We start from the raw sequence: 23,162 nt of genomic DNA on the forward strand, positions 1-23,162 counted from the left end.
AGCGTACCGCTACCTTGGCGAAGGTCGACAGGGAGTCTCCGGTCTGACCAGCGTTCCAAGCCTTTCGATCTGCGTTCCCTCACGCAATCGCCAGATCTACTTCCAGGAGACGATCCGTGCGCTGATCGCCTCGCCGCGCGACGATCTGGAATTCGTTTTCGTGGACAATTCCGACGATCCGACGATCATGAATGCGTTCATGGGCGAGGTTTGCAATGACCGAAGGGTGCGTTATCTGCCGTCCGCATCCCATACGCTATCAATGGTCGACAACTGGGAGCGCACTGTTGCGGCGACCTCGGGACGGTGGGTATCCATTATCGGCGATGATGACTTCGTTGATCCCGAAGTCGCTGGCTTGATCGCGCGCATTGAGGCACGTGTGCCGGATTGCGATGCCGTTGCCTGGAACCGGCTGACCTTCCATTGGCCCGGCGCAAAACCCCATGAAATGAACACGGCCGTTCCGACAGGCTGCCGGATTGTAGAGATTGCGCGAGACGAACTGATACGCAAGACCTTTGGGTGGCAGGATGCCGGGCGCGTGCCAACATTCATGTTTTCAGTTTACCACGCTGCGGTACGTCGCGAACTCTTGGAGAAGAACAAGCCGCTTTTCGGAAACCGCTATTTCGAGCATCCGGTCGTCGATCAGGATAGCGCCTTCAAGGTCATCCTGACGGCACGTCGCTTCATCTTTTCAGAACGTCCCTTTTCCATCCTGGGTGCCTGTCCTGGAAGCAACTCGGCAAGTGAGGGACGTGTCGAAGAACACGATCTGCGGCATGCGGAATTCATGGCGGATCTCGGCCGCGCGGTTGAGAGTGAGACGATCGACCCGGACTTTCCATTTCCGCAAGGTTGCGGAACCACCGCAGCCGTCGGCGTCAGTCAAAACTGGTTCAGAAAAACCTACGGCATCAAGCTGGATGGCTGGGAAGAGAATTTCGTCCGCTCCTGCGCATTGGATTGCGCGAGCGCTTCGACGGAGCGCGATTTCCAGATCATGCGGCAGCGCTACGAAGCTTGCATTCGAGCCTGGAAAGGCGGGCGCTTCCTGAAGGCGTTTTCTCCCACTTTTGAAGTGGCAGATGCCGGCAAAACCCCGTTCAGGGGCGTTACTCCGCTACTCATCCACATCGGCGAGCGCTTGGCTGGAGCCCTGACGCCGGCCGAACTCTATGAAGCGGCATCAGGGATGATGACTCCGCCCGATGAGATAGCGATAAATTTCTAAGCGATATCTAATTTACATCCAGTCTCGGACAAGTCTCGCATATTAAAACCATCTTATTCTATATTGAGTTGTATAATAAGAATATCATACATTTCTTGACCTGAGCGAGACGGACGGAAACCCATGACTGATACATGTAAACGGTCTCGTGGTCGCAAGCTGCTTCTGGTGGTGCTGCCTTACATCGTGGATGCCAAAAGAAATACGGACACGAAGGTCAAAAGCGTCCGTTCCTTCCTTGCCTTTCCTTACGGTGTTCTGACCATTGCCTCTCATATTCGCAAGGCGTCCAATGGTCTGCACGATGCCGAAATTCTGGACCTGAACATTGCCAGTCCGCTGAGCGAGGCGGAGCGGCTGCGTCAGGCGCTGGGCCAGGGCAGCATCGATGTGGTGGGCTTCTCCATGTCCTACGACATTTCCTTCGGCTGGCTGAAGCGGCTTTCGGAAATGGTGCGTGCGGAGTTTCCCCTGCTTGTTCAGGTCGTCGGCGGTCCTGCGGTCACAACAGGTTATAAGGACATGATCGAGGAGGGTGTCAGCCTCGATGCGTTCTGTTTCTCCGAAGGTGAGGCGGGTCTCCTGAAACTCCTCGACACGCCGGACATGTTGAGCGCTTTCGAGAGCGATCCGTGGATCCGCAACGCGCCGGAGGGGCTGGCCAGGCCGCGCCCGCATGCGGTCACCGAAGATCTCGATCGTGTGATCGATGTCGATTACGAATTGGTCGATGTGCCCGCCTATTCCATGCGCGAAGCCTTCTCGCCCTTCGTCAAATATTCCTCGAGTTCCAAGCAGTTCTTCCTGGTCACCTCGCGCGGCTGTCCCTTCAAGTGCAATTTCTGCGCGGAACCGTCCTTCCACGGGGCGTCCATGCGCTATGCCTCGGTCGATCTCATCATCGACCATGTGCGCAAGCTGGTCGACAATTACGGCCTGAACGTTCTGACCATCTACGACGATCAGCTCCTTCTGAACCGCGACCGCGCCAAGGACCTGTTTCGCAAGCTCGCCCAGTTCAATATCCGCGTGGAAATGCCCAATGGCGTGACCATGTCCTATATTGACGAGGAAATGGCCTATCTCATGCGCCGCGCCGGCGTGGATACGATCTTTCTCGCCATTGAATCCGGCTCAAAACGTGTGCTGAAGGAAATCATCTTCAAGCCGATTGCCTTCTCGCGGATCAAGCCCACGGTCGAACTGCTGCAGGCCAACGGCATCTTCACCTGCGCCTTCTTCGTCATCGGCCTGCCCGGCGAAACCGATGCGGAGCGCGAGGAAACGCGCCAGTTCATTCTCGACACCGGCTTCGACTGGGCCTTCTTCAACTATGCCACGCCGCTGCGCGGCAGCGCGCTTTTCGAGCAGTGCAAGCGCGAGGGCTGGCTGGCGCCGGAACATCAGCGCATCGGCGCGATCGACATGACAGACTATGTCATCAATGCGCCGGGGATTGACAAGGCGGCGCTCAAGCGGTTTCTCTTTGACCTCAATCTCGAGGCAAACTTTGTGAAGAACCGTAACATGCGGGAAGGCAATTACGAACTGGCGGCGACGACCTTCAAGGAGGTCATCAACCGCCACGAAGGTCAGCCCTTCGCGCATTATTTCCTCGCAGATGCCTATACCGGCATGGGGCTTGAGCACCAGCGACTGGCCGCCGCCCATTATCGCCGCTTCCGCGAGCTGATCGAAGCCGATCCCGAATGGGCGGACCATGCCGAACGCTATGGTCTCGACATCTCCCGGACCCTCGCACGTCCGGTAATGGAAGGCATCAACGCCATCGCATGACCAAGGTTTTCCTCACCGGCGCAAGCGGCTTTGTGGGTCGTCAGATCCTCAGGCATCTTGTGACCGCCGGCCATGAGGTAACGGTCGCTGTTCGTCCCGGCAGCATGTTGCGGGCCGGGCTTTCGGCCGGCGATGTCAATGTAATGTTGACGCGGGATCTGTTCGCCGAGCGCGAGGACTGGTGGAAAAGGGCGCTCGAGGGTCAGGATACGCTGATCCACGCTGCTTGGTATGTCGATCCCAAAACCTATCAGCGCTCGCGCTTCAACTTCATCTGTACGGCGGGCAGCATCGTCATGGCGCGCGCGGCGGCACAGGCAGGCGTTAGACATGTGATCGGTCTCGGCACCTGCATGGAATACCGCCTGCCATCGACGCGCATTCAGCACGACGCGCCGCTTGGCCCCTCCACCCTCTATTCCGCAGCCAAGCTCGCCACCTGCTTTGCGCTGCAACGACATGCCGCGCTGGCCGGCCAGCGCTTCACCTGGTGCCGCCTGTTTTATCTCCACGGCGAAGCCGAACAGGCGGGCCGGCTGGCGCCCTATATCCACGACTGTATCGCGCGAGGCGAGCACGCCCATCTTTCCGCCGGCACGCAATTGCGGGACTATCTGGATGTCGCGGATGCCGGCCGCATGATCGCCGCGATCACCGACACGCGGCAGGAGGGCGTGGTCAATATCTGCTCCGGCCGCCCCACCACCATCAGGCTCTTTGCCGAACGGATCGCCGACACCTATGGCCGGCGCGATCTCCTGATCTTCTCCAGCAATCCCGTTCCTGCCTCCGACCCTGCCGCTGTCGTAGGCGTTTGCAACTGGCAGGCACCACAATGACGCAGCCGCGCAAGATCGTGCATCTGGCCGCCCATCTCGGCGGCGGCGTCGGCAAGGCGCATGCCGCCATCCGTACTGTTGATCCAAGCGCTGCCGACCATTGCTATATCCTGCTCGAGCCCGCCCGCGACCGACGTTATGCCGAGGCCATTGCCGCCGCAGGCGCGCAAATCGTGGAAGCGCCGGACCGCGGTCGACTGCTCGCCCTGCTGGCCGGGGCGGACATCGTTCAGGTCGAGTTCTGGAACCATCCACGCATTTACGAGGCGCTGGTACGTCTGCCGCTTCCGGCGTGCCGCTATCTCCTGTGGTCGCATATTTCAGGACTCGCGCCACCGCTCATCGCTGAGGGGCTAACAGAGGCCGCCGAGATCTTCGTCTACACCTCCGCCTGTTCGCTCTCGCGGCCGGCTTCCGGCGATCGCCGCGTCGTCGGCAGCGGCTTCGGGCTGGATAACCCTCCGAAGCGACGACCGCCCGGCCCCAGGCCCCGCGCCGGCTATCTCGGCACGGTCGATTTCGTCAAGATGAGCCCAGATTTCTTTGCAATCATCGACGCGGTCGAAGGCATCGATTTCGATGTCGCCGTCTATGGCGCCTTCGATCGGGACGGCGGGCCCATCCGTGCCCGCGCCGCCATGCGCCATCCTGAACGCGTGGTCATGATGGGCCAGACGGATGATCCCGCCGCAGCCCTTGCCGGGCTCGACCTCTTCTTCTATCCGCTCGATCGTTCGCATTTTGGCACGGCGGAAAACGCGCTGGTCGAGGCCATGTCGGCGGGCCTTGCGCCGCTGGTGCTCGACAATCCCGCCGAATGCGCCATTGTCAGCGACGGCAGGACCGGACTGGTGGCGAAAACGCGTGAGGAGGCCGCCGCAGCCCTTGCCGGCCTTCTCCGTACGCCTGCTTTACGTGAGCGGTTGGGCGATGCTGCAGCCGTCGATTCTGCCCGGCGTTTTCGTCCCGAAGTCTCGCGCGACGCGTTCTCGGCGATCTATAACGACCTGATGACGCGTCCGAAGCGCAGGCCCGATTTTGCAGCGGCCCTCGGTGCGGGTCCGTTGGATTGGTATCTCGGCAGTTTCCCGCACGACCTTTCGTCCGCAAGCGACAGGAGCCCCGAAGGCAGCCGTTCGTCAGGAGGGCCTACCAAGGGAAGCCTCGCGCATTTCCGCGCCTGTTTTTCTGAGGATGCCGCGCTTGAACGCTTCGCCGCCGAACGCGAGCTTTAAATCACCGAGCCCGCGCCGCAGATGAGGCGCACCGGCGCAAGGAAAGAGCGCATCACGCGGTAGAAGTCCTGCGCGGTTCGCGCCTTGCCGATGAACCGATCGACCATCAGCATGTTGCCATGCAGCCCGCGGCGGATGTCGGGTTGCTGCGGACCGGCATAATAGGGCTGGAAAAGCCGCGCATGCCGGCCGCCTTCCCAGACCCGGAACGCCGCGTCGTAGGCCTCGCATTTCGCGGCGAAAAGCTCTTCATCCGTTTCCAGCAGGCAGTCGATCATTGCGGCGCGGACGAAAGCCTCTTCCGCTCCCGGACCCCAGGGCGCGCCCATTTCCATGAAAACCGCGTTCTGGACTTCGGCGATCCCGGCCGTTTCACCGATGCCGGCATGGAAGGGAAAGCCGGGCGTCGGAATGCCGGCATGGTCATAGGAAAAGCGCTGCTTGGCGATGACCGACATCGGCCGCTCGCAAAGTGCAATCTCGTTGGCCAGAAACACCGTCCGCGCCGCCCATTCCGTCGCGGGCAGCGGCGAGGTGCGCCCAGAAGCTGTGAGGCTTTCTGTTATGGTAAGTGCTAGCTGACGTTTGAGCGCGCCGTGATAAAGCCCGAAGGGCATGCGGGGAATGTTGAGACTGTTCTCCCACATGAAGAAAGCCTTCAACATCGCTGTCTTGTCGATATTGATGATGCCATACTGACTGGGGACGCCGATGGAAAAGCGCCGGTCAGGCGGGTCGGCTGCGTCAATCTGCAAGGTGTGCCAGGCGAGCGCATCAGCGGCAGGATTGGCCGTTTCCACAAAGTCGACCATGATGGACAGCTCCGCCTCCAGCATGTCCTCGGCCTTGACCAGGCACACCCAGTCGCCGCGCGAACCCGTTACCAGCGCAGACCACATGGCCTGTTGCGGTGTTCCTTCGGGCATGGCTGGCAGGCGTGTCAGCCGGGCATCTTCAATGGCTGGCGCATCGCCGCCGTCGAAGATGACGACTTCAAGATCGAGCGCCGCATCGACAAGAAGATTGCCGACAAGCGTTGCAAGGCCGCTTGGGGCGGCATCTGACGGGGGGATGAGAACGGACAGGCGAGGCATGGGCGTCTCCGCGCCGGGCATCGATGGATATAGGGGCCCGGAACCGCTCAGGCGCGCGTCAGGCAGGGTAGGGTGCGGTCCTGTCCCAAGCTTCGGCGCGCGCCCAAGCATCCCCTGTCTAAGTCGGTTAGCTTGAGCGAAACTAACGACCGAACCGTTCTAGGCTGCCGCCTGCCTTGCAAGCTGGTAAAGCATGCTGGATCGATTGCCGGAGGCGCAATAGCCGAGAATTTTGCCCTTTTCCGCGCGCAGCAGGGCTTTCAGGGTCGAGGCATGTTGCATCGGCACGCTGCCGCCAGCGACCGGAAGATAATAGGCCTTCATGCCAAGCGCCTTGGCAGCGGCCTCGATCTCGGCAAACGGCGTCTGGCCGAAGCCTTCCCCATCGGGCCGCATGCAGCAGACCGCGGAGAACCCGGCGTCTTTCAGGGCGGCAAGTTGCTCGGCCGAAATCTGCCCGGAGACGAAGTAATTGGTGTCGATCTGATGCATGGACGGACTTTTTCCTTTCTGGAGGAGCGTGGCGAAGATTCGGCTCAAGAGGCCGGATCGGGTTTGCGGCGGCTGTGGGGGCATCGGTCAGAACTTTCGAACAGGTTGCTGCCTTAAATATATATAATAAATTATATCTTTTTCAAGATCCATGTGCGGCAACAAGTGTCGGCCGCAGGCGCCGGCCGCAGAGCCCGCTCGCGCCGGGCAAGATTGCTGTTGCGCCGGGTTTTGCAGCCGTTATCGTGCCTTCCAGTCGAATCGAGCGCGGGGAAAAACATGGCGGTTCTGGTTACAGGCGGGGCAGGCTATATCGGCAGCCATATGGTCTGGGCATTGGTGGACGCCAATGAAGATGTCGTCGTGATCGACCGCCTGTCGACCGGCCACCGCTGGGCGATCGCGCCGGAGGCGAAATTCTACGAAGGTGACATCGCCGACACGATGCTGCTCGACCGCATCGCTGCCGAAAATTCCATCGACGCCGTCATTCATTTCGCCGGCTCCATCGTGGTGCCGGACTCCGTCAGCGACCCGCTCGGCTATTACGAGAACAACACCGTCAAATCGCGCGCCCTGATCGCCTGGGCAGTCAAGACCGGCGTGAAGCACTTCGTCTTCTCCTCCACCGCCGCCGTGTACGGGACGCCCGATGGCTCCGACCCGGTCTCGGAAACCGCACGGCTTTCGCCAGAATCACCCTATGGCAGTTCCAAGCTGATGACCGAAATCATGCTGCGCGACACCGCTGCAGCGCATGATTTCATCTATACCGCCTTGCGCTATTTCAACGTCGCCGGGGCCGATCCGAAGGGCCGCACCGGTCAGTCGACGCCCGGCGCTACGCATCTTATCAAGGTCGCAAGCCAGGTCGTGACCGGTCTGCGCGAGAAGATCGACGTCTTCGGCACCGACTATCCGACGCCCGACGGCACCTGTGTGCGCGATTATATCCATGTGACGGATCTGGCGAATGCTCACCTTAAGGCGCTGCAGCGCATGCGTGACGGCGGTGGTTCGCTTGTCGCCAATTGCGGCTATGGGCGGGGCTTCTCGGTTCTGGAGGTGCTCGACACCATGAAGAAGGTGGTGGGCCGCGATTTTAACATCGGTTTCGGCCCGCGCAGGGCAGGCGATGCGGTGCTGATCGTCGCCAATCCGGCGGTCGCCAAGCGCGAACTCGGCTGGCAGCCGGTGCATGACAATCTCGAGGAAATCATCTCCTCCGCGCTCGCCTGGGAAGAGCATCTGCGGCGGAAGAATTCGTATTGAGCTGAGGCCTGCCGCCTTGCAGTCCTCTCCCGCAAGGAGAGAGGAAGCGGGCTTACGCCTCCGGCCAGTCCAGCCAGTCCCGCATCAGCCGATGCGCGATCGCGCCCTTTGGCGGGGCCGAACCCGGCTCGCCCAGTGTCCGCTGCAACATCGCTTCCGTCTCTTCACGGGTGAACCAGCGGCAATCCGCCAGCTCCTTCTCATCGAAGATGATGTCGCGGCTTTCCGCCCGACCGAAACAGCCGATCATCAGCGAATGCGGCACCGGCCAGGGCTGCGACGCATAGATGCGAATCTGCCCGACCGTGATGCCGGCCTCCTCTAAGGTCTCGCGGCGCACGGCATTCTCGATCGTTTCGCCGGGTTCTACAAAGCCCGCGAGGCAGGAATACATGCCCTCCGGGAACTGTACATTGCGCCCGAGCAGGCAGCGGTCGTTCTCCTCATCTATCACCAGCATGATGACGACGGGATCGGTGCGCGGGAACAGCATATTGCCGCAAGCCTCGCACACCCGCTTGTAGCCGCCGGCCTTGGCGATGGTCGCGCCGCCGCATTTGCCGCAGAAGCGATGCGTTGTGTTCCAGTGGACGAGCGAGAACGCCTGCGCGGCTTCGCCCAGCATCGCGCCTTCGAGAATATTCTCGCGATAGATGCCGCGCGCGCTCGCCGCCTTGTAAAGCTCCGGGAGGTTTTCCGGATCGATCCTCACGGGCATGGCGATGCGCGGCTCGCCAGTCTCGCGGTGGCCGAGCAGCACGGCATTGTCCGGATCGGGATCGAGCGCGGCGAGTTCATAAGGCGCGAACAGCGGATCGAGCACCTGTCGATCATGTTTCAGGATCATGCGCCCGTCGGCAATGGCGTAGCAATGCACACCTTCGGTCGCGAAGGCCTTTTCCAGACAGTCGTCGGTGCGATTTTCGGTATCGCGCACCAGCGCGTTCTCAGAAAAGGCTGTAAGGCTCGAGGGCTCGGCATGCGGGGCAGCGAGATCGAAGATCGGACTTTTCATGTGCTGAGTGCCTTCATGATGCTATCGGCCAGGCGCTTGCGCACCTCGTCTTCATAGGGAGCGGCCTCGCCGTGGCCCCAGATCGGGCCCGGCCAGTTGGCGTCGCCCTCGTTGCGCGCCACGACATGCACATGAAGCTGTCGCACGATATTGCCGATGGCCGCGACATTGATCTTGGTGCACCGCGTTACGCTCTTCAGCGCGCTGGCGACCAGGTTCGTTTCGAAGGTGAGCATCGTCTGGTCGAGCGGCGTGAGTTCGAAAATCTCCGAAATATCCGGCCGCTGTGGGATCAGCGTCAGCCACGGCCAGCGGCTGTCGTCGACAAGTCGCAGCTGGCAAAGGCCGAGATTGGCAATCAGCGTCGCATTGCGCGTCAGCCGCATATCGGGTTCGAATCGCTCCAAGCCTGCTCTCCCGTCACTCTACTGATCTTTTGGCTTGAATGTATGCGTGAATTGCGGCGACCATCAAGCACGGTCATGGGGGTTTTTTCGTCATTCTGCTTGCATTTCGAATGAAGATTGCCGATATGGAGGTCGGGAGGCTGGTGGTGGACGGACCACTCGCCAACCGGGTCAGGTCCGGAAGGAAGCAGCCCTAACGAGTTCAGGCACGGGTCATCGTGCTGGCCTCCCACCTCTCTTTCTACGGAAGCCCGGTTGCCGGGCGAAATCAAAAGGCAACGGGCCATGAGCGGCAGCGACAAGGACATTGCGGAGCAGACTGGCTACCGGGTCCTCGCGCGCAAATATCGTCCCAAGGATTTCAACGACTTGATGGTCGGCCAGGAGCCGATGGTCAAGACTCTGACGAATGCGTTCGAAAGCGGACGCATCGCCCAGGCCTATATGCTGACCGGCGTTCGCGGGGTCGGCAAGACGACCACCGCCCGCATCCTCGCCCGCGCGCTCAACTACAAGACCGACACGATCGACAAGCCGACCATCGAGCTGAAGGAACTCGGCATCCATTGCCAGGCGATCATGGAGGGCCGCCATCTCGACGTTGTCGAAATGGACGCCGCGTCGCATACAGGTATCGACGATATCCGCGAGATTATCGAGCAGGTGCGCTATCGCCCCGTTTCGGCGCGCTACAAGGTCTACATCATCGACGAAGTGCACATGCTTTCCACGCAGGCCTTCAACGGCCTCTTGAAGACGCTTGAAGAGCCGCCGGAGCATGTGAAGTTCATCTTCGCGACGACCGAAATCCGTAAGGTTCCGATTACGGTTCTGTCGCGCTGCCAGCGTTTCGACCTGCGCCGCATTTCGGCTGCCGACCTCGTCCATCTCTTCTCCACCGTTGCGGGCAAGGAAGGCATCGAAGCCGAGCCGGAAGCGCTGGCGATGATCGCACGTGCGGCCGAAGGCTCCGCCCGTGACGGCCTGTCGCTGATGGATCAGGCGATTGCCCATGGCGGCGGCGCGGTGATTGCCGAACAGGTCCGCACCATGCTGGGCCTCGCCGACCGCGCCCGCGTGGTCGATCTTTTCGAGACGCTGGCGCGTGGCGACGCAGCGGCAGCCCTGACCGAATTTGCCGGCCAGTATGAGGCGGGTGCCAATCCGGTCGCCGTGCTCAACGATCTCGCCGATTTCACCCATCTGGTCACGCGCTTCAAGTTTGCACCGGCCTCCGCCGAAGACCCGTCGCTGAGCGAAGCCGAGCGGACGCGCGGCGCGGAATTTTCGAAGACACTTGCCGTCTCCACGCTCTCGCGCATCTGGCAGATGCTGCTCAAGGGCATCCCGGAAACGGAAAGCGCCGCGCGCCAGCAGGCCGCAGCAGAAATGGTGCTGATCCGCATCGCGCATGCCGCCAATCTTCCCTCGCCGGAAGAGGCCGCGCGCCGACTCGCCGACTACGCAAACGGCAGTGCCGTCGATGCGCCTTCAGCGCCGCGTCCGAATGGCGGCGGCGGTGCATCCATGTCGGGTAGCGGCAATGTGAATGCCGTCGGCCAGTCCATGAGCCCGCGCGGCTCGACGGGTGGCGCAACGGCCATGCTGCGCGCCGTGCCGAAAGCCGATCCGGTCACGACACCGCAGGCGGCCGCCGACACCCAACCCGTAGAAGCGCCGCGCAGTGAAGAACGCGCCGCGCCTGAAATGCTGGTGAAGGTCGGCTCGCTCAAGGATATTGTCGAACTCTGCTCCAAGAACCGCGAGCCTGTCTTGCGCACGCTGCTCCGCCAGCATGTGCATTTCGTGCGCATGGAGCCGGGCAAGCTGGAAATTCGCCTGGGTTCGGATGCTCCGCGCTCGCTGGTCAACGACCTGCAGACCCGTCTCGAAAAATGGACCGGCATCCGCTGGCTCGTGATCCTCTCGCGCGACGAGGGCGAGCCGACGCTCGTCCAGCAGGAGGCGATGGATAAGGAAACCCGGCTTCTGGACGCCCGCTCCGATCCTGATATCGCGGCCATTCTTGAGCGCTTTCCCGGTGCCAGGATCATGGACGTGCGCGTGCGCAAGGATGAGGCGGACGACGAGGAAGACAAGCCGGCACCGGCCGCAGCCGTTACCGAAGAGGGCGATGTGCTCCCCGGCGACGACGTCGAATTTTAACCGAGCAATTCGAGAAAAGTGCGAAGCGGTTTCGTCCGGAAATTGCGACAACAAAGCAATTCCAGAAAAAGTGCAAAGCGGTTTTTCGTATGGAAATTGCGACAACAAGAACAAGGAGCTGACGATGCGCGACATCATGGGCATGATGGGCAAGGTCAAGGAAATGCAGTCCAAGATGGAAAAGGTCCAGGCTGAGATCGCTGCCATGGACATCGAAGGCCAGGCCGGCGGCGGCATGGTCACGGTCCATCTCGACGGCAAGGGCGTCATGACATCGATCAAGATCGATCCGTCCATGTTCAAGGAAGACGACGTCGAAATCCTCGAAGACCTGATTGTCGCCGCCCACAAGGCTGCCAAGGACAAGGGCGAAGCCGAGGCCCAAGCCAAGCTCGCCGAACTCACCGCCGGCATGCCGCTGCCGCCGGGGATGAAGTTCCCGTTCTGAGGCAGCGAGACGACCAGAATGGCAGGGCTGAGCCTGAAAGCTTTCCCTGCCGCCTCTTGCCATATAAGCTCTCCTGAAAATAAGCGGAGAGCAACATGAGTCAGACGAATCCAAAGGTCGATGCCTACCTGAAGCGCAATGAGCGCTGGCAGGCTGAAATGGCAGCGCTTCGTGCCTTGCTGCTCGAGTGCCCCTTGGTTGAGGATCTGAAATGGGGCGTGCCCTGCTACACGCTCGACGGTAAGAATGTCGTTCTGATCCATGTCTTCAAGGACTATTGCGCGCTGCTCTTTCACAAGGGCGCGCTGATGAAGGACCCTGACGGTGTCCTCATTCAGCAGACCGAAAACGTCCAGTCTGCCCGCCAGATCCGCTTCACAGGTGTCGATGAAATCCAGCGCATGCAGAACCTGATCAAGAGCTATGTCCACGAAGCGATCGAAGTGGAGAAGGCCGGGCTCAAGGTGGTTCACAAATCGGTATCGGCGTTCGCGGTTCCTGAAGAGTTTGGGACAGCGCTGGCAGGAGACGGCGCATTGAAGGCTGCCTTCGACGCGCTAACGCCCGGCCGGCAGCGAGCCTATCTGCTTCATTTTTCGTCGGCTAAGCAATCGGCAACGCGGCAGGCTCGTATCGAGAAATGCCGTCCAAAGATCATGGAAGGGAAGGGGCTCGACGATTGAGCGCCCGGTCTGTCGCACCCAAGCTGACGGTCTGGATTGAAAGCAGTCTCAGCCAAAGGTGAACAGGCAAAGCGAGGCGGCCTGACGCGTCGAATCGTCCCTGACGATATCGATGCGGGTAATGGCGCCATTGCTGCTGCTCACTTCGATCGTGCAGCTCTTGCGCTCGGCCTTGGCCTCGACTTTCGTCTTCAGCGGGTCGCCGATCGCTACACCGCTGACGCCGATGCCGAAGGAACGTTCATGGGCAGGCGTCACGTCGTCGCGGGTGACGCTCCACACCAGTTTGCCGGAAGACGTGCTGGATGGCTTGCCGAAGCGGCTCTCGAACTCCGCGACGGGCTTGCCTTGCCAGCGCTGGTTCAGATGCGCTTCCGCCTTCGGATTCTGCGCCGTCTGGCAAGCGGCAAGCAGCAGGCCAGAGAAGATGAAGGCCGAGGTCGTGAAGATCTTTTTCAGCATGTCTGGCTCCAGATGGGTGTATTCTCCGCATCGCTCCGAATCGCGCGTCTATACCTTAGCAGAAAGACTTCAGTTCGGTTCCGCGTTCGTCAGGCATCGACAAGCGCAGGACGCGACTTGCCCTTGGCTTCCACATGCCGCTTGAAATTGGTCAGGATAGCCTGCCATCCGTCGCGCTGCATTTCCTCCGGATGCTCGCTTTCTGGATCAAAGGCGACCGTGACGGTCACGCCTTCCGGATCTTCAACGAAATCCACCCGGGCATGACGGTCCCCGAAATCGTATTCGATGACGGCATAAGGCACGATGCGGGCGTAGGTGCCAGCAAAGTCGAAGCCCATGGATCCGTCTTTCGCCTCCATGCGCGAGGAAAAATGGCCGCCATTCGTCAGCTCGACTGTCGCATGGGTCGTGTGCCAGTCATCGGACGCGGCATTCCACGCCATGATGTCTTCCGGCGTCGTATACGCATTCCACACCGTGGCGATATCGGCGACGATCTTGGTCTCCACTTTGATGGTCATGGCTCTCTCCCTTGAGTTTCCCCCGTCTAAACGCATCAGCCCCGCGATTCGATCCCCTTGAGGAAGTTCGCGACGTTCAGGCCGATCTCCGGCACGCCATAGCCGCCCTCCATCAGCGTCAGCACAGGTACGCCGCTGCCGGCGATCATCGCACCCATGCTGATATAATCCGGGCTTGTCAGCTTGAAGAAGCTGATCGGATCCTTCTCGAACGTATCGACGCCCAGCGACACGACAATGGCTTCTGCGCCATAGGTCTTGATGCGGACAAGTGCATCGGCCAATGCTTGCGACCAGATGCTCCAGGGCGTTCCCGGCGGCATCGGATAATTCGCGTTGAACCCTTCGCCCGGCCCTTCGCCTGTTTCGTCCGCATAGCCGAGGAAGTAAGGGAAGGCATCGACCGGGTCGCCATGCAGCGAGGCAAAGAAAATGTCGTCGCGGCGATAGGTAATGTCCTGCGTACCATTGCCATGGTGGAAGTCGACATCGAGGATCGCCACACGCTTCGCGCCGTGGTGCAGAAGACGCTGTGCCGCCACGGCCGCGTTGTTGATGAAGCAATAGCCGCCATAGGTATCAATGCCGGCGTGATGGCCCGGCGGGCGGCAGAGCGCGAAGGCACTCCGGTTGCCCTTATTCAACCAATCCGCGCCTTCAAGCGCGCTGGATTGCGAGGAAAGCACCGCCTCATACGTGCCCTTGCTGATCGAGGTCTCGACGGAATTGGCATAATAGCCAAGCGCCCCGTCGATATTGCGCGGCACACGCGCCATCTGCGTGCGCCGAACCGGCAGCGTCACCGGGATCGCCTCGCCGGCAAACCCTTCCGCCGCCCAGCGGTCCCATGCTGTCGCCAGAAACTCCAGATAGCCGCGATCATGAACTTTCATGGCCACGTCGAGATTGTAATCCGCCGGCGCGGACACGTCCTTGAACCCGGCGCTCTGCACAGCCTCGAGAATCCACTCCGCTCGGAACGGCCCCTCGAAGGGCTTGACGAGTTCACCGCCATGCAGCTCCGTCTTCGCATCGCGCAGCTTGTGCTTCTCGGAATAGATGATTTTCATGAGGACTCCGCTGGATCTCTGATTTTTCGGCCCTTCAAATCAAAAAGGGCGGCCGAGGCCGCCCCAATCAATCACGAGATGCGAGCACCGATCAAGCTCGAAGGCTCCCGCCGGTCGTCTTCTCGACATTGGCGATGATGCGCTTCGTCAGCCCGTCGAAATCTTCATCCGTCAGCGTGCGTTCTGCCGGCTGGATCGTCACTTCAATGGCGACCGACTTCTTGTCCGCGCCAACCGATGCGCCTTCGAAAATGTCGAAGACATTGACCGCGCCGATCAGCTTGCGGTCGGCAGAGGCTGCCGCGCGGATGATCGCGCCGGCTTCCACCGCCTTGTCGACCACGAAGGCGAAGTCGCGGCGCACGGCCTGGAAGGGAGAAAGCTCCAGAACCGGCTTGGTCTTGGTCGCCTTCTTCTTCGGCTCGGGGATCGCGTCGATATAGACCTCAAAGCCGCAAAGCGCGCCTGAAACGTCCAGCGCATCGAGCGCCTTCGGATGGAACTCGCCGAACGTGCCGAGGATGACTTTCGGGCCCATCTTGATCGTGCCGGAGCGGCCGGGGTGATACCAGTCCGGCCCGCCCTTTTCGATCTGCACATTGCCCATCGGCATGCCGCAGGCTTCGAGCACGGCGAGCGCATCCGCCTTCGCATCGTAGACATCGACCGGCTTGCCGCCGCCCGACTTGCCGTTCGACCACATGCGCCCGGCACCGGAAAGCGAGGCTGTGCCGCGACGCACGCCGCCGGCCACGCGCCGCTGGCCTTCAGGCCGGTCGCTTTCATAGGTGCCCGACACCTCAAACAGGGCGACGTCGCCATAGCCGCGCGCCGCATTGCGCTGCGCAGCAGACAGCAGGCCCGGCAGAAGCGAAGGTCGCATGTCCGACATGTCGGCGGCAATCGGGTTGGAGAGCTTCAGCGCAGCACTGCCGCCGCCGAAAAGCGCGGCCTGTTCGGCCGGAATGAACGACCAGGTGACGGCCTCGCCCATGCCGCGAGCGGCCAGCGCCCGCTTGGCCGCGCGGGTGCGGATCTGCAGCGTGGTCAGGATCTTGCCGTTGACCGCGCCATGGCTGTCGAGCGGCTGTGCCTTGACCTGATCGACGCCATGGATGCGCAAGACCTCTTCCACGAGATCGGCCTTGCCATCCACATCGGGACGCCAGGACGGAACCGAGACCTTCAGCACATCGCCCGAACCTTCGACGCCGAAGCCGAGCTTGACCAGAATGTCGCGCGACTCCGCAGCCGGAACATCGATGCCCGTCAGGCGCTTGACCTCGGAAACCGGGAAATCGATGACCTTTGCCCTATAGCCTTCATAACCAACGACGTTCGCCTCTGCAGCGACACCGCCGCAAAGCTCCAGCACCAGTTCGGTCGCGCGCTCAAGGCCTGCCACCATATATTCCGGATCGACGCCACGCTCGAAGCGATAGCGTGCATCGGTGATGATGCCATGCTCGCGCCCGGATTTGGCGACGTTCAGCGGGTCCCAGAGAGCGGATTCGATGAGGACATCGACCGTGCTTTCGTCACAGCCCGAATGCTCGCCGCCCATGATGCCGGCGATGGATTCCACGCCCTTGTCATCGGCGATGACAACGTTAGCCGGATTCAGCTCATATTCGCGCGTGTCGAGCGCCAGCACCTTTTCGCCGGCCTTGGCGCGGCGGACGGTGAGGTCGCCGGCAACCTTGGCCGCGTCGAAGACGTGCAGCGGGCGGGCCTGATCGAAAGTCATGTAATTGGTGATATCGACCAGCGCATTGATCGGACGCAGTCCGATCGCCGTCAGCCGCTTCTGCATCCAGGCCGGCGAGGGGCCGTTCTTGACGCCGCGTACAAGACGAAGCGCAAAGCCGGGGCAGAGATGCTTGTCGTCCGCGATGAAGTCGAGCTTTACCGTAACCGGTGTCTTACCATCAACCGCGAAGGCGGGCGCTTTGCGCGTCTTCAGCGTCCCAAGACCGGCCGCCGCGAGATCGCGCGCGATGCCATAGACGCCGGTGCAATCCGGACGGTTCGGCGTCAGGTTGATCTCGATGACCGGGTCGTCAAGCCCGGCATAGGCCGCGTAAGATGTGCCGAGCGGCGCATCTTCCGGCAGGTCGATGATACCGTTATGATCATCGGAGACCATCAGTTCCTTCTCGGAGCACATCATGCCATGGCTCTCGACGCCGCGGATCTTGCCGACGCCGAGCGTCACATCGATGCCCGGAACGTAAGTGCCGGGTTCCGCAAGCGCCCCAATCAGGCCCGCCCGCGCATTCGGCGCGCCGCAGACGATCTGGATCAGCTTGCCATCGCCCTTGTCGACGCCAAGCACCTTCAGCCGGTCGGCTTCCGGGTGCTTTTCCGCCGTCACGATCTTGGCGATGGTGAACGGCTTGAACACGGCGCGATCATCGACATCCTCGACCTCAAGGCCGATGGCCGTCAGCTTCTCGCAAATCTCATCAAGCGTCGCGTCGGTTTCAAGGTGATCCTTGAGCCAGGAGAGTGTGAATTTCATCGTCGTTGCTCTCTTTATGCAATCGGCACAAGCCGCTGGATTTCGTCTACTGTGAGATTTGTCTTTTCAAAACAATCAGCACGCATTTCGTTGCACATATCTGCGACAAGTCGCCTTACGTGGAGTGGGTCGCGGTTGAAGCGCTCAGCGTTCGTCTCTTTGTAGTAAAGCGAAAGAGCGCCAACTCTTTGAACCACGCGATCTGAACCGATAACCAATAACTCTAGCTCATTCTGATTGTGCGCTCTTGTGACGCCTTGGTCTGGCTGAAGCGTGTCCGTCATCACTAGGAATGTGTTCAGATAGTTCCTATAAGCGTTCCGACGAAGTTCCACCAAAGCAGTCCTTCTATCAACTGAACGCTGATAAGAATAAGTTACAGCAGCACCCAAGAGCCCCAGTAGCGTTACGAGAACAGGAATATATTCCGAAATCACTTTCCGCCCGCCTTCACATGTTCGGCCAGTATCTCATTGATCCGGCTCTGCCAGCCGGGGCCGGTATGGCGGAAATAGTCCACCACTTCACGATCCAGCCGCAGGCCGACACGTTCCTTCACCGGCGCCTTCTGTGGACCGCGTTCGCCACGCATGCGTTCGAAAGCCTTCACAACATCAGGCATGACCTCCGTCGAGGGGCGGAAATGTCTGAGGTCTTCGGCCGTCAATTCCCGCACTTCGCCATCGTCGTCCGTCAGAGGCAAAAGACTATCCGGCAAGATCGGCATAGAGAGCTTTTTCTCTTTCATTGGCTTTCCTCAGCGAAATGACCCTGATCCGTTCCTCGCGTCGCGTCCAGCACGCGACATGGAGTCGCTCTGCAATGAACCCGAAAGTGATGAAGCGGACCTCACCATAATCAGTTCTGTTGTCCTGAGCCGTGAAGGCTGTTTGCATGTCGATATCGGAAAAGGACGCGAAATCTATCCCGCGCTCCCGCAGGTTTTTCTGGCGTTTATCCTCGTCCCATTCGAGTTCCATACATACCATACATATTTAATTGTGGCCACAATTAAATCAAGTGCTCAAGCCCCCAAACAGCGTCGGCATGTCCAGCGGCCTGAACCCGTAGTGGTTGATCCAGCGGATATCGGCGTTGAAGAAGTCGCGCAGGTCCGGCATGCCGTATTTCAGCATGGCGATGCGGTCGAGGCCCATGCCCCAGGCAAAGCCCTGATACTCGTCCGGATCGATGCCGCCGAAGCGAAGCACGTTCGGGTGCACCATGCCGCAGCCGAGGATTTCCATCCAGTCCTTGCCTTCGCCGAACTTCACCACCGGACCCGAACGGTCGCACTGGATATCGACCTCGAAGGAGGGCTCCGTAAAGGGGAAGAAGGACGGGCGGAAGCGCATCGTCACGCTGTCGACCTCGAAGAAGCTCTTGCAGAACTCTTCCAGCACCCAGCGCAGGTTCGCAACGTTCGCCTTTTTGTCGATGACGAGGCCTTCGACCTGATGGAACATCGGCGAATGCGTCGCGTCGCTATCCTGGCGATAGGTCTTGCCGGGAATGATGATGCGGATCGGCGGCTTCTGCGCTTCCATCGTGCGCACCTGCACGGGGGAGGTGTGCGTGCGCAGAACCTTACGCTCGCCGTTCTCGTCGGGCGGGAAGAAGAACGTGTCATGCATTTCGCGTGCCGGATGGCCGACGGGGAAGTTCAGCGCTGTGAAATTATAATAATCCGTCTCGACATCGGGACCTTCCGCAATCGAGAAGCCCATGTCGCCGAAAATGGCGCTGATCTCGTCGACGATCTGCGTGATCGGATGGATACGGCCAAGCTCGGCGGGAGATGTGCGCACCGGCAGCGAGACATCGACGCTTTCGGCGGCAAGACGCGCGGCGATCGCGGCGTCCTTGAGGGACGCCTTCCGGTCGGCGATCCGCTCGGTGATCTCGTTCTTGAGAACGTTGATTGCGGCGCCGCGCGTCTGGCGCTCTTCCGGGCTCATCGCGCCCAGCGTTTTCAGGAGTTCGGAGACCGACCCCTTCTTGCCCAGCGCATTGACACGCACGGCTTCGATCGCCGCTTCGTCAGCCGCCGCTTCGATTTCCGCGAGCAGCGTGGATTTCAGACTTTCAAGATCGGACATGCATCTCACCGTCTTCTGATAGGAGCATCATGACAAAGCTGGTTAGCCGTCCTTCATGACGCCTGAAACAAGAAAAAACCCGCGCTAGCCCTGCCAGCGCGGGTTTCCCAATATTGAGGTCTCAAATAAGCTTGGGAAGCGCTGGAACTTAACGTACCGCGCCTTCAAACTCACCGGCCGTGCCGGAAGTCTTGAGGTATTCGAGAGCCTTCTTCGAAGCGCCAACGAGGGCTTCGAAAGCTTCCTTCTCATGGATTGCCATGTCGGAAAGAACCTTGCGGTCGATCTCGATGCCAGCCTTGTGCAGGCCGTCGATGAAACGGCCATAGGTCAGACCGTGTTCGCGGACAGCAGCGTTGATACGCTGGATCCACAGAGCGCGGAAATTGCGCTTGTTGATCTTGCGGTCCTTGTAAGCCCACTGCTTCGAACGATCGACGGCAGCCTTGGCGGTGCGGATCGTGTTCTTGCGGCGGCCGTAGAAACCCTTGGCCTGCTTGAGTACCTTCTTGTGCTTGGCGTGGGCGGTAACGCCTCTTTTTACACGTGCCATGTCATGATCTCCTTAAAGCTTTGAAAACGCTGCTCAGTCTCAGAGACCGTTGGGCAGGTAATTCTTGACGACCTTCTTGCCATCCGGCTCCGCCAGCACCATCGTGCCGCGAGCGTCGCGGATGAACTTGTTGGTCCGCTTGATCATGCCATGGCGCTTGCCAGCGGCAGCTGCCTTGACCTTGCCGGTTGCGGTGATCTTGAACCGCTTCTTGGCAGACGATTTCGTCTTCATCTTGGGCATTTTGCTACTCCGTTCTTGGTGTGTTTTTGGAAATGGCTGATGAGGCCTTTTCACAAGCATTTAGAACGGCCACGGCATGCCCTGCCGGACCGTTCGGACGGGGGCTTATAACCGCGGTGTTTGAAATACGCAACGGGGCAGGCAAGGAATCTTCTGTGAGGCAGGGATTCTTGGTCTCACACGGTCTTTGCCTTGAGGTTTGGCACCTGCTATCCGTCGCACCCATATCTAATAAGTATGACAGAGATGCCCGAAAAGACCGCCATCCACCGTCTGGCCCTGACCGACTTTCGAAACTACGCAGCCGCATCGCTGCGTTTCGATGGCCGCCATGTCGTGCTGACGGGCGATAACGGCTCGGGCAAGACCAACCTCATGGAGGCCGTCTCCTTTCTCTCGCCCGGCCGTGGTTTCCGCCGTGCGGCCTATTCCGATGTCGTGCGCAATGGCGCGGAGGCCGGCTTCACGGTCTTCGCCGCCATCGAAGGCATGAATGGCGAGGCCGATATCGGCACCGGCACGGAGACTGGGCCGGAAGGTGCGGTCTCCCGGCGGCTGCGCGTCAACGGAGTCTCTGCGCCTGCGATCGACGACCTGCTCGATCACTTGCGCATTCTCTGGCTGACCCCGTCCATGGATGGCCTTTTTACCGGCGGTTCGTCTGATCGCCGACGCTTTCTCGACCGTCTCGTTCTCTCCATCGACCCGACCCACGGCCGCCGCGCCAGCGATTTCGAGCGCGCCATGAAGAGCCGCAACCGGCTCTTAAGCGAAAGCCGTTGGGACACGACATGGCTCGACGGGCTGGAGGAACAGATGGCGGGGCTGGGCGTCGCGATTATGCTGGCCCGGCGCGAAATGCTGGGCCTGTTGGCGCGGCTGGTGGAGGAGGGCGCGCCGGAGGTGGCCTTCCCGGTGCCGGCGCTTTCGCTCGCGGGCTTTATGGACGAAGATGGCGAAGGCCGCGTCGCTGCCGATCTGGAAGACGATTATCGGCTGGCCCTCGGCCGCGACCGCCCGCGTGATGCCGCCGCCGGCCGCACGCTGGAGGGTCCACACAAGACCGACCTACTGGTGCGCCACCGCGCCAAGGATATCGAGGCCGAGCGCTGCTCGACCGGTGAACAGAAGGCGCTGCTGGTCGGCCTCGTTCTGGCGCATGCGCGGCTTGCTGCCCGCATGACCGGCTATGCGCCCATCCTCCTGCTCGACGAGATTGCCGCGCATCTCGACGAAAACCGTCGCGCCACGCTCTTCGATCTCGTTCACGAAATCGGCGGACAGGCTTTCATGACCGGCACGGATGCGGCAATGTTCAGGAGCCTCGGCGAACGCGCGGAATTCTTCCGCGTCTCGAATGGCACGGTCACGCGGGAGGATGCGCCATGACAAAGAGCGGAATTCCGGAACCCCTTTCCAGCGACGAGATCGGCCGCTATGCGCGCCATATCGTGCTCTCGGAAATCGGCGGCCCCGGCCAGCAGAAGCTGAAAGCCGCGCGCGTCCTGATCATCGGCGCCGGCGGCCTCGGTGCGCCGCTCATCCAGTATCTCGCCGCTGCCGGCGTCGGCACGATCGGCATCTGCGACGACGACACCGTCTCGCTCTCCAATCTCCAGCGCCAGATCATCCACACGACGGACCGGATCGGCGAGGCGAAGACACAAAGCGCCGCCGCCGCTGTCGCCGCCCTCAATCCACACGTCAACGTCATCCGACACGACCTGCGGCTGACCGCCGAGAACGCGCCGTATCTGCTGAAGGGCTATGACCTCATGGCCGACGGCTCCGATAATTTCACCACGCGCTATCTCTCCGCCGACATGGCAGAACAGGCGCGCATCCCGCTGGTCACCGGCGCTGTCGGACGTTTCGATGGCTCCGTCACGGTCCTGAAGCCCTACGAGCAGTCCCCGGATGGTCGTTTGTTACCCGGCTATCGCGATCTCTTCCCCGAGCCGCCGCCGGAGGGCATGGTCCCCACCTGCGCCGAAGCCGGCGTCCTCGGCGCGGTCACTGGCGTCGTCGGGACGCTGATGGCGATGGAGGTGATCAAGCTCGTGACCGGCGCTGGTGAGCCGCTTGTTGGGCGCCTGCTGCTTTATGACGGGCTGTCGGCGCGCTTCGATATCGTGCGTTACAAGCGGCCAGTTTCGGCGGGCTGAGTGCGGTCGTGCTCGGCCCAATGCAGCCGGCGATGGTCGAAACCGCCGGCGAGTGTCGGCTTGATCACCTCGAAATAGGGCGACAGGTCGAAATCGCGCGGCGTGAACAGCGAATAGTCGCGGATATGCAGGATTTCCTCCCGCGAATAGTCTGACACGGCTTGGCTGTGCCCCGGCACATGCTCGATGGTGGGTAGGATCGGATAGCGAATGCTGTGAAAGGCCTGTGCGATCAGCGTCGAGCAGATCGCCCGCGTCGGGTCGCCCGATCCGAAGGCCAGCAGGCGACGGCGAAAGCGCACGGGAACGGGTGGTGCGGGCAGGAAATAACGCAGCAGGTCGAAAATATGCTTCAGGTCATATTTCATGCCGAGATGCGCGACCATGAAGGACACGAGATCGGCGCGGTCGCCCGGCGTCAGGCCCACCGGCCGGCAGATGCGTGTATTGTAGGTCTGATATTTGGATAATGGCGCAGTGACGCAACCTTCGCCGAGATTGGCTTCGATCAATTGCGGGCGCTCGGGCAATGGCAATTGTCTTTCCTCCAGACTGAGCGGCAAGATATCCCCTGCAAAGAAGGCCGCATGCGACCAGGTGGACTGCGTGACATATTTGATCGCTGCGGCCAGCTTGTTGTCGCCCTCGACAAGCAGGATATCGCCGGGTTGAAGCACACGCGCCAACGTATCCGGATCGGAGGGCGTGTAGGGCTCGTAGCCGGAAGAGGGCGCCTGAAGACGATGCGCCAGAATCGCCCCGAACCTGTCCAGGATCGTATCTCTCCCCTCTGTCGCACTTCTCATCGCTGAAACCTCCCGACCAATTTGAGCGGCAAAA

Annotated in this window: 24 protein-coding genes and 1 other RNA gene; 11 read left to right on the plus strand and 14 right to left on the minus strand. The window is 60.9% G+C overall.

Annotated features, from left to right (window positions below; genetic code table 11):
- Nucleotides 1-67: 67 nt before the first annotated feature.
- From LQK83_RS13610 to LQK83_RS13625, 4 genes are all read left to right on the plus strand, one after another.
- Nucleotides 68-1,237: a glycosyltransferase gene (locus LQK83_RS13610; protein ID WP_330166288.1), complete on the plus strand. Its 1,170-nt coding sequence runs from the start codon at nucleotides 68-70 to the stop codon at nucleotides 1,235-1,237.
- 123 nt (nucleotides 1,238-1,360) lie between these two features.
- A complete protein-coding gene (locus LQK83_RS13615; protein WP_230837953.1) occupies nucleotides 1,361-3,034 on the plus strand; it encodes a B12-binding domain-containing radical SAM protein in 1,674 nt (557 codons plus the stop codon).
- A complete protein-coding gene (locus LQK83_RS13620) occupies nucleotides 3,031-3,873 on the plus strand; it encodes an NAD-dependent epimerase/dehydratase family protein (protein WP_230837954.1) in 843 nt (280 codons plus the stop codon). The genes LQK83_RS13615 and LQK83_RS13620 overlap by 4 nt, the downstream gene beginning before the upstream one ends.
- Nucleotides 3,870-5,108: a glycosyltransferase gene (locus tag LQK83_RS13625; RefSeq protein WP_230837955.1), complete on the plus strand. Its 1,239-nt coding sequence runs from the start codon at nucleotides 3,870-3,872 to the stop codon at nucleotides 5,106-5,108. The genes LQK83_RS13620 and LQK83_RS13625 overlap by 4 nt, the downstream gene beginning before the upstream one ends.
- Here LQK83_RS13625 and LQK83_RS13630 read toward each other — a convergent pair.
- Together LQK83_RS13630 and LQK83_RS13635 are read right to left on the minus strand one after the other, a co-directional pair.
- Nucleotides 5,105-6,202 carry a hypothetical protein gene (locus LQK83_RS13630; RefSeq protein ID WP_230837956.1) on the minus strand — a complete coding sequence of 366 codons (1,098 nt, stop codon included), beginning with the start codon at nucleotides 6,200-6,202 and terminating at the stop codon, nucleotides 5,105-5,107. The two genes, LQK83_RS13625 and LQK83_RS13630, sit on opposite strands and share 4 nt — an antisense overlap.
- Before the next feature lie 159 nt (nucleotides 6,203-6,361).
- Entirely contained in the window at nucleotides 6,362-6,694 is a 333-nt protein-coding gene (locus LQK83_RS13635) for a beta-lactamase hydrolase domain-containing protein (RefSeq protein WP_230837957.1), read from the minus strand.
- 279 nt (nucleotides 6,695-6,973) lie between these two features.
- On the opposite strand from LQK83_RS13635, the gene galE reads away from it, so the two are divergent.
- Nucleotides 6,974-7,966 (plus strand): UDP-glucose 4-epimerase GalE, encoded by a 993-nt coding sequence (gene galE, locus LQK83_RS13640; RefSeq protein WP_230837958.1) that lies wholly within the window; start codon nucleotides 6,974-6,976, stop codon nucleotides 7,964-7,966.
- A 52-nt stretch (nucleotides 7,967-8,018) separates the two neighbouring features.
- On the opposite strand, the gene nudC is transcribed toward galE, so the two are convergent.
- A complete protein-coding gene (nudC, locus tag LQK83_RS13645) occupies nucleotides 8,019-8,981 on the minus strand; it encodes an NAD(+) diphosphatase (RefSeq protein ID WP_230837959.1) in 963 nt (320 codons plus the stop codon).
- Nucleotides 8,978-9,388: an HIT family protein gene (locus tag LQK83_RS13650; RefSeq protein WP_442966761.1), complete on the minus strand. Its 411-nt coding sequence runs from the start codon at nucleotides 9,386-9,388 to the stop codon at nucleotides 8,978-8,980. Before LQK83_RS13650 ends, nudC begins: the two co-directional genes overlap by 4 nt.
- 135 nt (nucleotides 9,389-9,523) lie before the next feature.
- On the opposite strand from LQK83_RS13650, the gene ffs reads away from it, so the two are divergent.
- The 4 genes from ffs to LQK83_RS13670 all read left to right on the plus strand — a co-directional run bounded on the left by ffs (nucleotide 9,524) and on the right by LQK83_RS13670 (nucleotide 12,685).
- Nucleotides 9,524-9,621: signal recognition particle sRNA small type (gene ffs / locus LQK83_RS13655), an RNA gene on the plus strand.
- A 34-nt stretch (nucleotides 9,622-9,655) separates the two neighbouring features.
- On the plus strand, nucleotides 9,656-11,554 hold the full coding sequence (locus LQK83_RS13660) for a DNA polymerase III subunit gamma/tau (protein WP_442966767.1): 1,899 nt from the start codon (nucleotides 9,656-9,658) through the stop codon (nucleotides 11,552-11,554).
- 124 nt (nucleotides 11,555-11,678) lie between these two features.
- Complete coding sequence (locus LQK83_RS13665) at nucleotides 11,679-12,002, plus strand: YbaB/EbfC family nucleoid-associated protein (protein ID WP_112695897.1); 324 nt, start codon at nucleotides 11,679-11,681, stop codon at nucleotides 12,000-12,002.
- Between the two features lie 95 nt (nucleotides 12,003-12,097).
- A complete protein-coding gene (locus LQK83_RS13670; protein ID WP_230837961.1) occupies nucleotides 12,098-12,685 on the plus strand; it encodes a YdeI/OmpD-associated family protein in 588 nt (195 codons plus the stop codon).
- 48 nt (nucleotides 12,686-12,733) lie between these two features.
- On the opposite strand, the gene LQK83_RS13675 is transcribed toward LQK83_RS13670, so the two are convergent.
- The 9 genes from LQK83_RS13675 to rpmI form a co-directional block, all read right to left on the minus strand.
- Nucleotides 12,734-13,147 carry a hypothetical protein gene (locus LQK83_RS13675; RefSeq protein WP_230837962.1) on the minus strand — a complete coding sequence of 138 codons (414 nt, stop codon included), beginning with the start codon at nucleotides 13,145-13,147 and terminating at the stop codon, nucleotides 12,734-12,736.
- A gap of 89 nt (nucleotides 13,148-13,236) precedes the next feature.
- On the minus strand, nucleotides 13,237-13,671 hold the full coding sequence (locus LQK83_RS13680) for an SRPBCC domain-containing protein (RefSeq protein ID WP_230837963.1): 435 nt from the start codon (nucleotides 13,669-13,671) through the stop codon (nucleotides 13,237-13,239).
- Between the two features lie 35 nt (nucleotides 13,672-13,706).
- Nucleotides 13,707-14,741, minus strand: coding sequence for a histone deacetylase family protein (locus LQK83_RS13685; RefSeq protein WP_230837964.1), 1,035 nt, complete (start codon nucleotides 14,739-14,741; stop codon nucleotides 13,707-13,709).
- Between the two features lie 91 nt (nucleotides 14,742-14,832).
- Entirely contained in the window at nucleotides 14,833-17,262 is a 2,430-nt protein-coding gene (gene pheT, locus LQK83_RS13690) for a phenylalanine--tRNA ligase subunit beta (RefSeq protein ID WP_230837965.1), read from the minus strand.
- A 433-nt stretch (nucleotides 17,263-17,695) separates the two neighbouring features.
- Nucleotides 17,696-18,010 (minus strand): BrnA antitoxin family protein, encoded by a 315-nt coding sequence (locus tag LQK83_RS13695; RefSeq protein ID WP_230837966.1) that lies wholly within the window; start codon nucleotides 18,008-18,010, stop codon nucleotides 17,696-17,698.
- On the minus strand, nucleotides 17,970-18,242 hold the full coding sequence (locus tag LQK83_RS13700) for a BrnT family toxin (protein WP_109855868.1): 273 nt from the start codon (nucleotides 18,240-18,242) through the stop codon (nucleotides 17,970-17,972). The genes LQK83_RS13695 and LQK83_RS13700 overlap by 41 nt, the downstream gene beginning before the upstream one ends.
- 36 nt (nucleotides 18,243-18,278) lie before the next feature.
- Nucleotides 18,279-19,361: a phenylalanine--tRNA ligase subunit alpha gene (pheS, locus tag LQK83_RS13705; protein ID WP_230837967.1), complete on the minus strand. Its 1,083-nt coding sequence runs from the start codon at nucleotides 19,359-19,361 to the stop codon at nucleotides 18,279-18,281.
- Nucleotides 19,362-19,509: 148 nt separating this feature from the next.
- The gene (gene rplT / locus LQK83_RS13710; RefSeq protein ID WP_230837968.1) at nucleotides 19,510-19,914 is read right to left on the minus strand and encodes a 50S ribosomal protein L20; all 405 of its coding nucleotides are present in this window, start codon (nucleotides 19,912-19,914) and stop codon (nucleotides 19,510-19,512) included.
- A gap of 39 nt (nucleotides 19,915-19,953) precedes the next feature.
- Complete coding sequence (gene rpmI / locus LQK83_RS13715; RefSeq protein ID WP_109855865.1) at nucleotides 19,954-20,157, minus strand: 50S ribosomal protein L35; 204 nt, start codon at nucleotides 20,155-20,157, stop codon at nucleotides 19,954-19,956.
- A gap of 246 nt (nucleotides 20,158-20,403) precedes the next feature.
- Between rpmI and recF the strand changes: the two genes are divergently transcribed.
- Together recF and moeB are read left to right on the plus strand one after the other, a co-directional pair.
- Nucleotides 20,404-21,546 carry a DNA replication/repair protein RecF gene (gene recF / locus LQK83_RS13720; protein WP_230837969.1) on the plus strand — a complete coding sequence of 381 codons (1,143 nt, stop codon included), beginning with the start codon at nucleotides 20,404-20,406 and terminating at the stop codon, nucleotides 21,544-21,546.
- Entirely contained in the window at nucleotides 21,543-22,322 is a 780-nt protein-coding gene (moeB, locus tag LQK83_RS13725; protein WP_230837970.1) for a molybdopterin-synthase adenylyltransferase MoeB, read from the plus strand. Before recF ends, moeB begins: the two co-directional genes overlap by 4 nt.
- Here moeB and LQK83_RS13730 read toward each other — a convergent pair.
- Entirely contained in the window at nucleotides 22,295-23,128 is an 834-nt protein-coding gene (locus LQK83_RS13730; RefSeq protein WP_230837971.1) for a lipo-like protein, read from the minus strand. The genes moeB and LQK83_RS13730 overlap by 28 nt on opposite strands.
- Nucleotides 23,129-23,162: the final 34 nt, after the last annotated feature.

Source organism: Rhizobium sp. C1 (assembly GCF_021026335.1).
In the GTDB taxonomy this organism is placed as follows: Bacteria; Pseudomonadota; Alphaproteobacteria; order Rhizobiales; family Rhizobiaceae; genus Ensifer_A.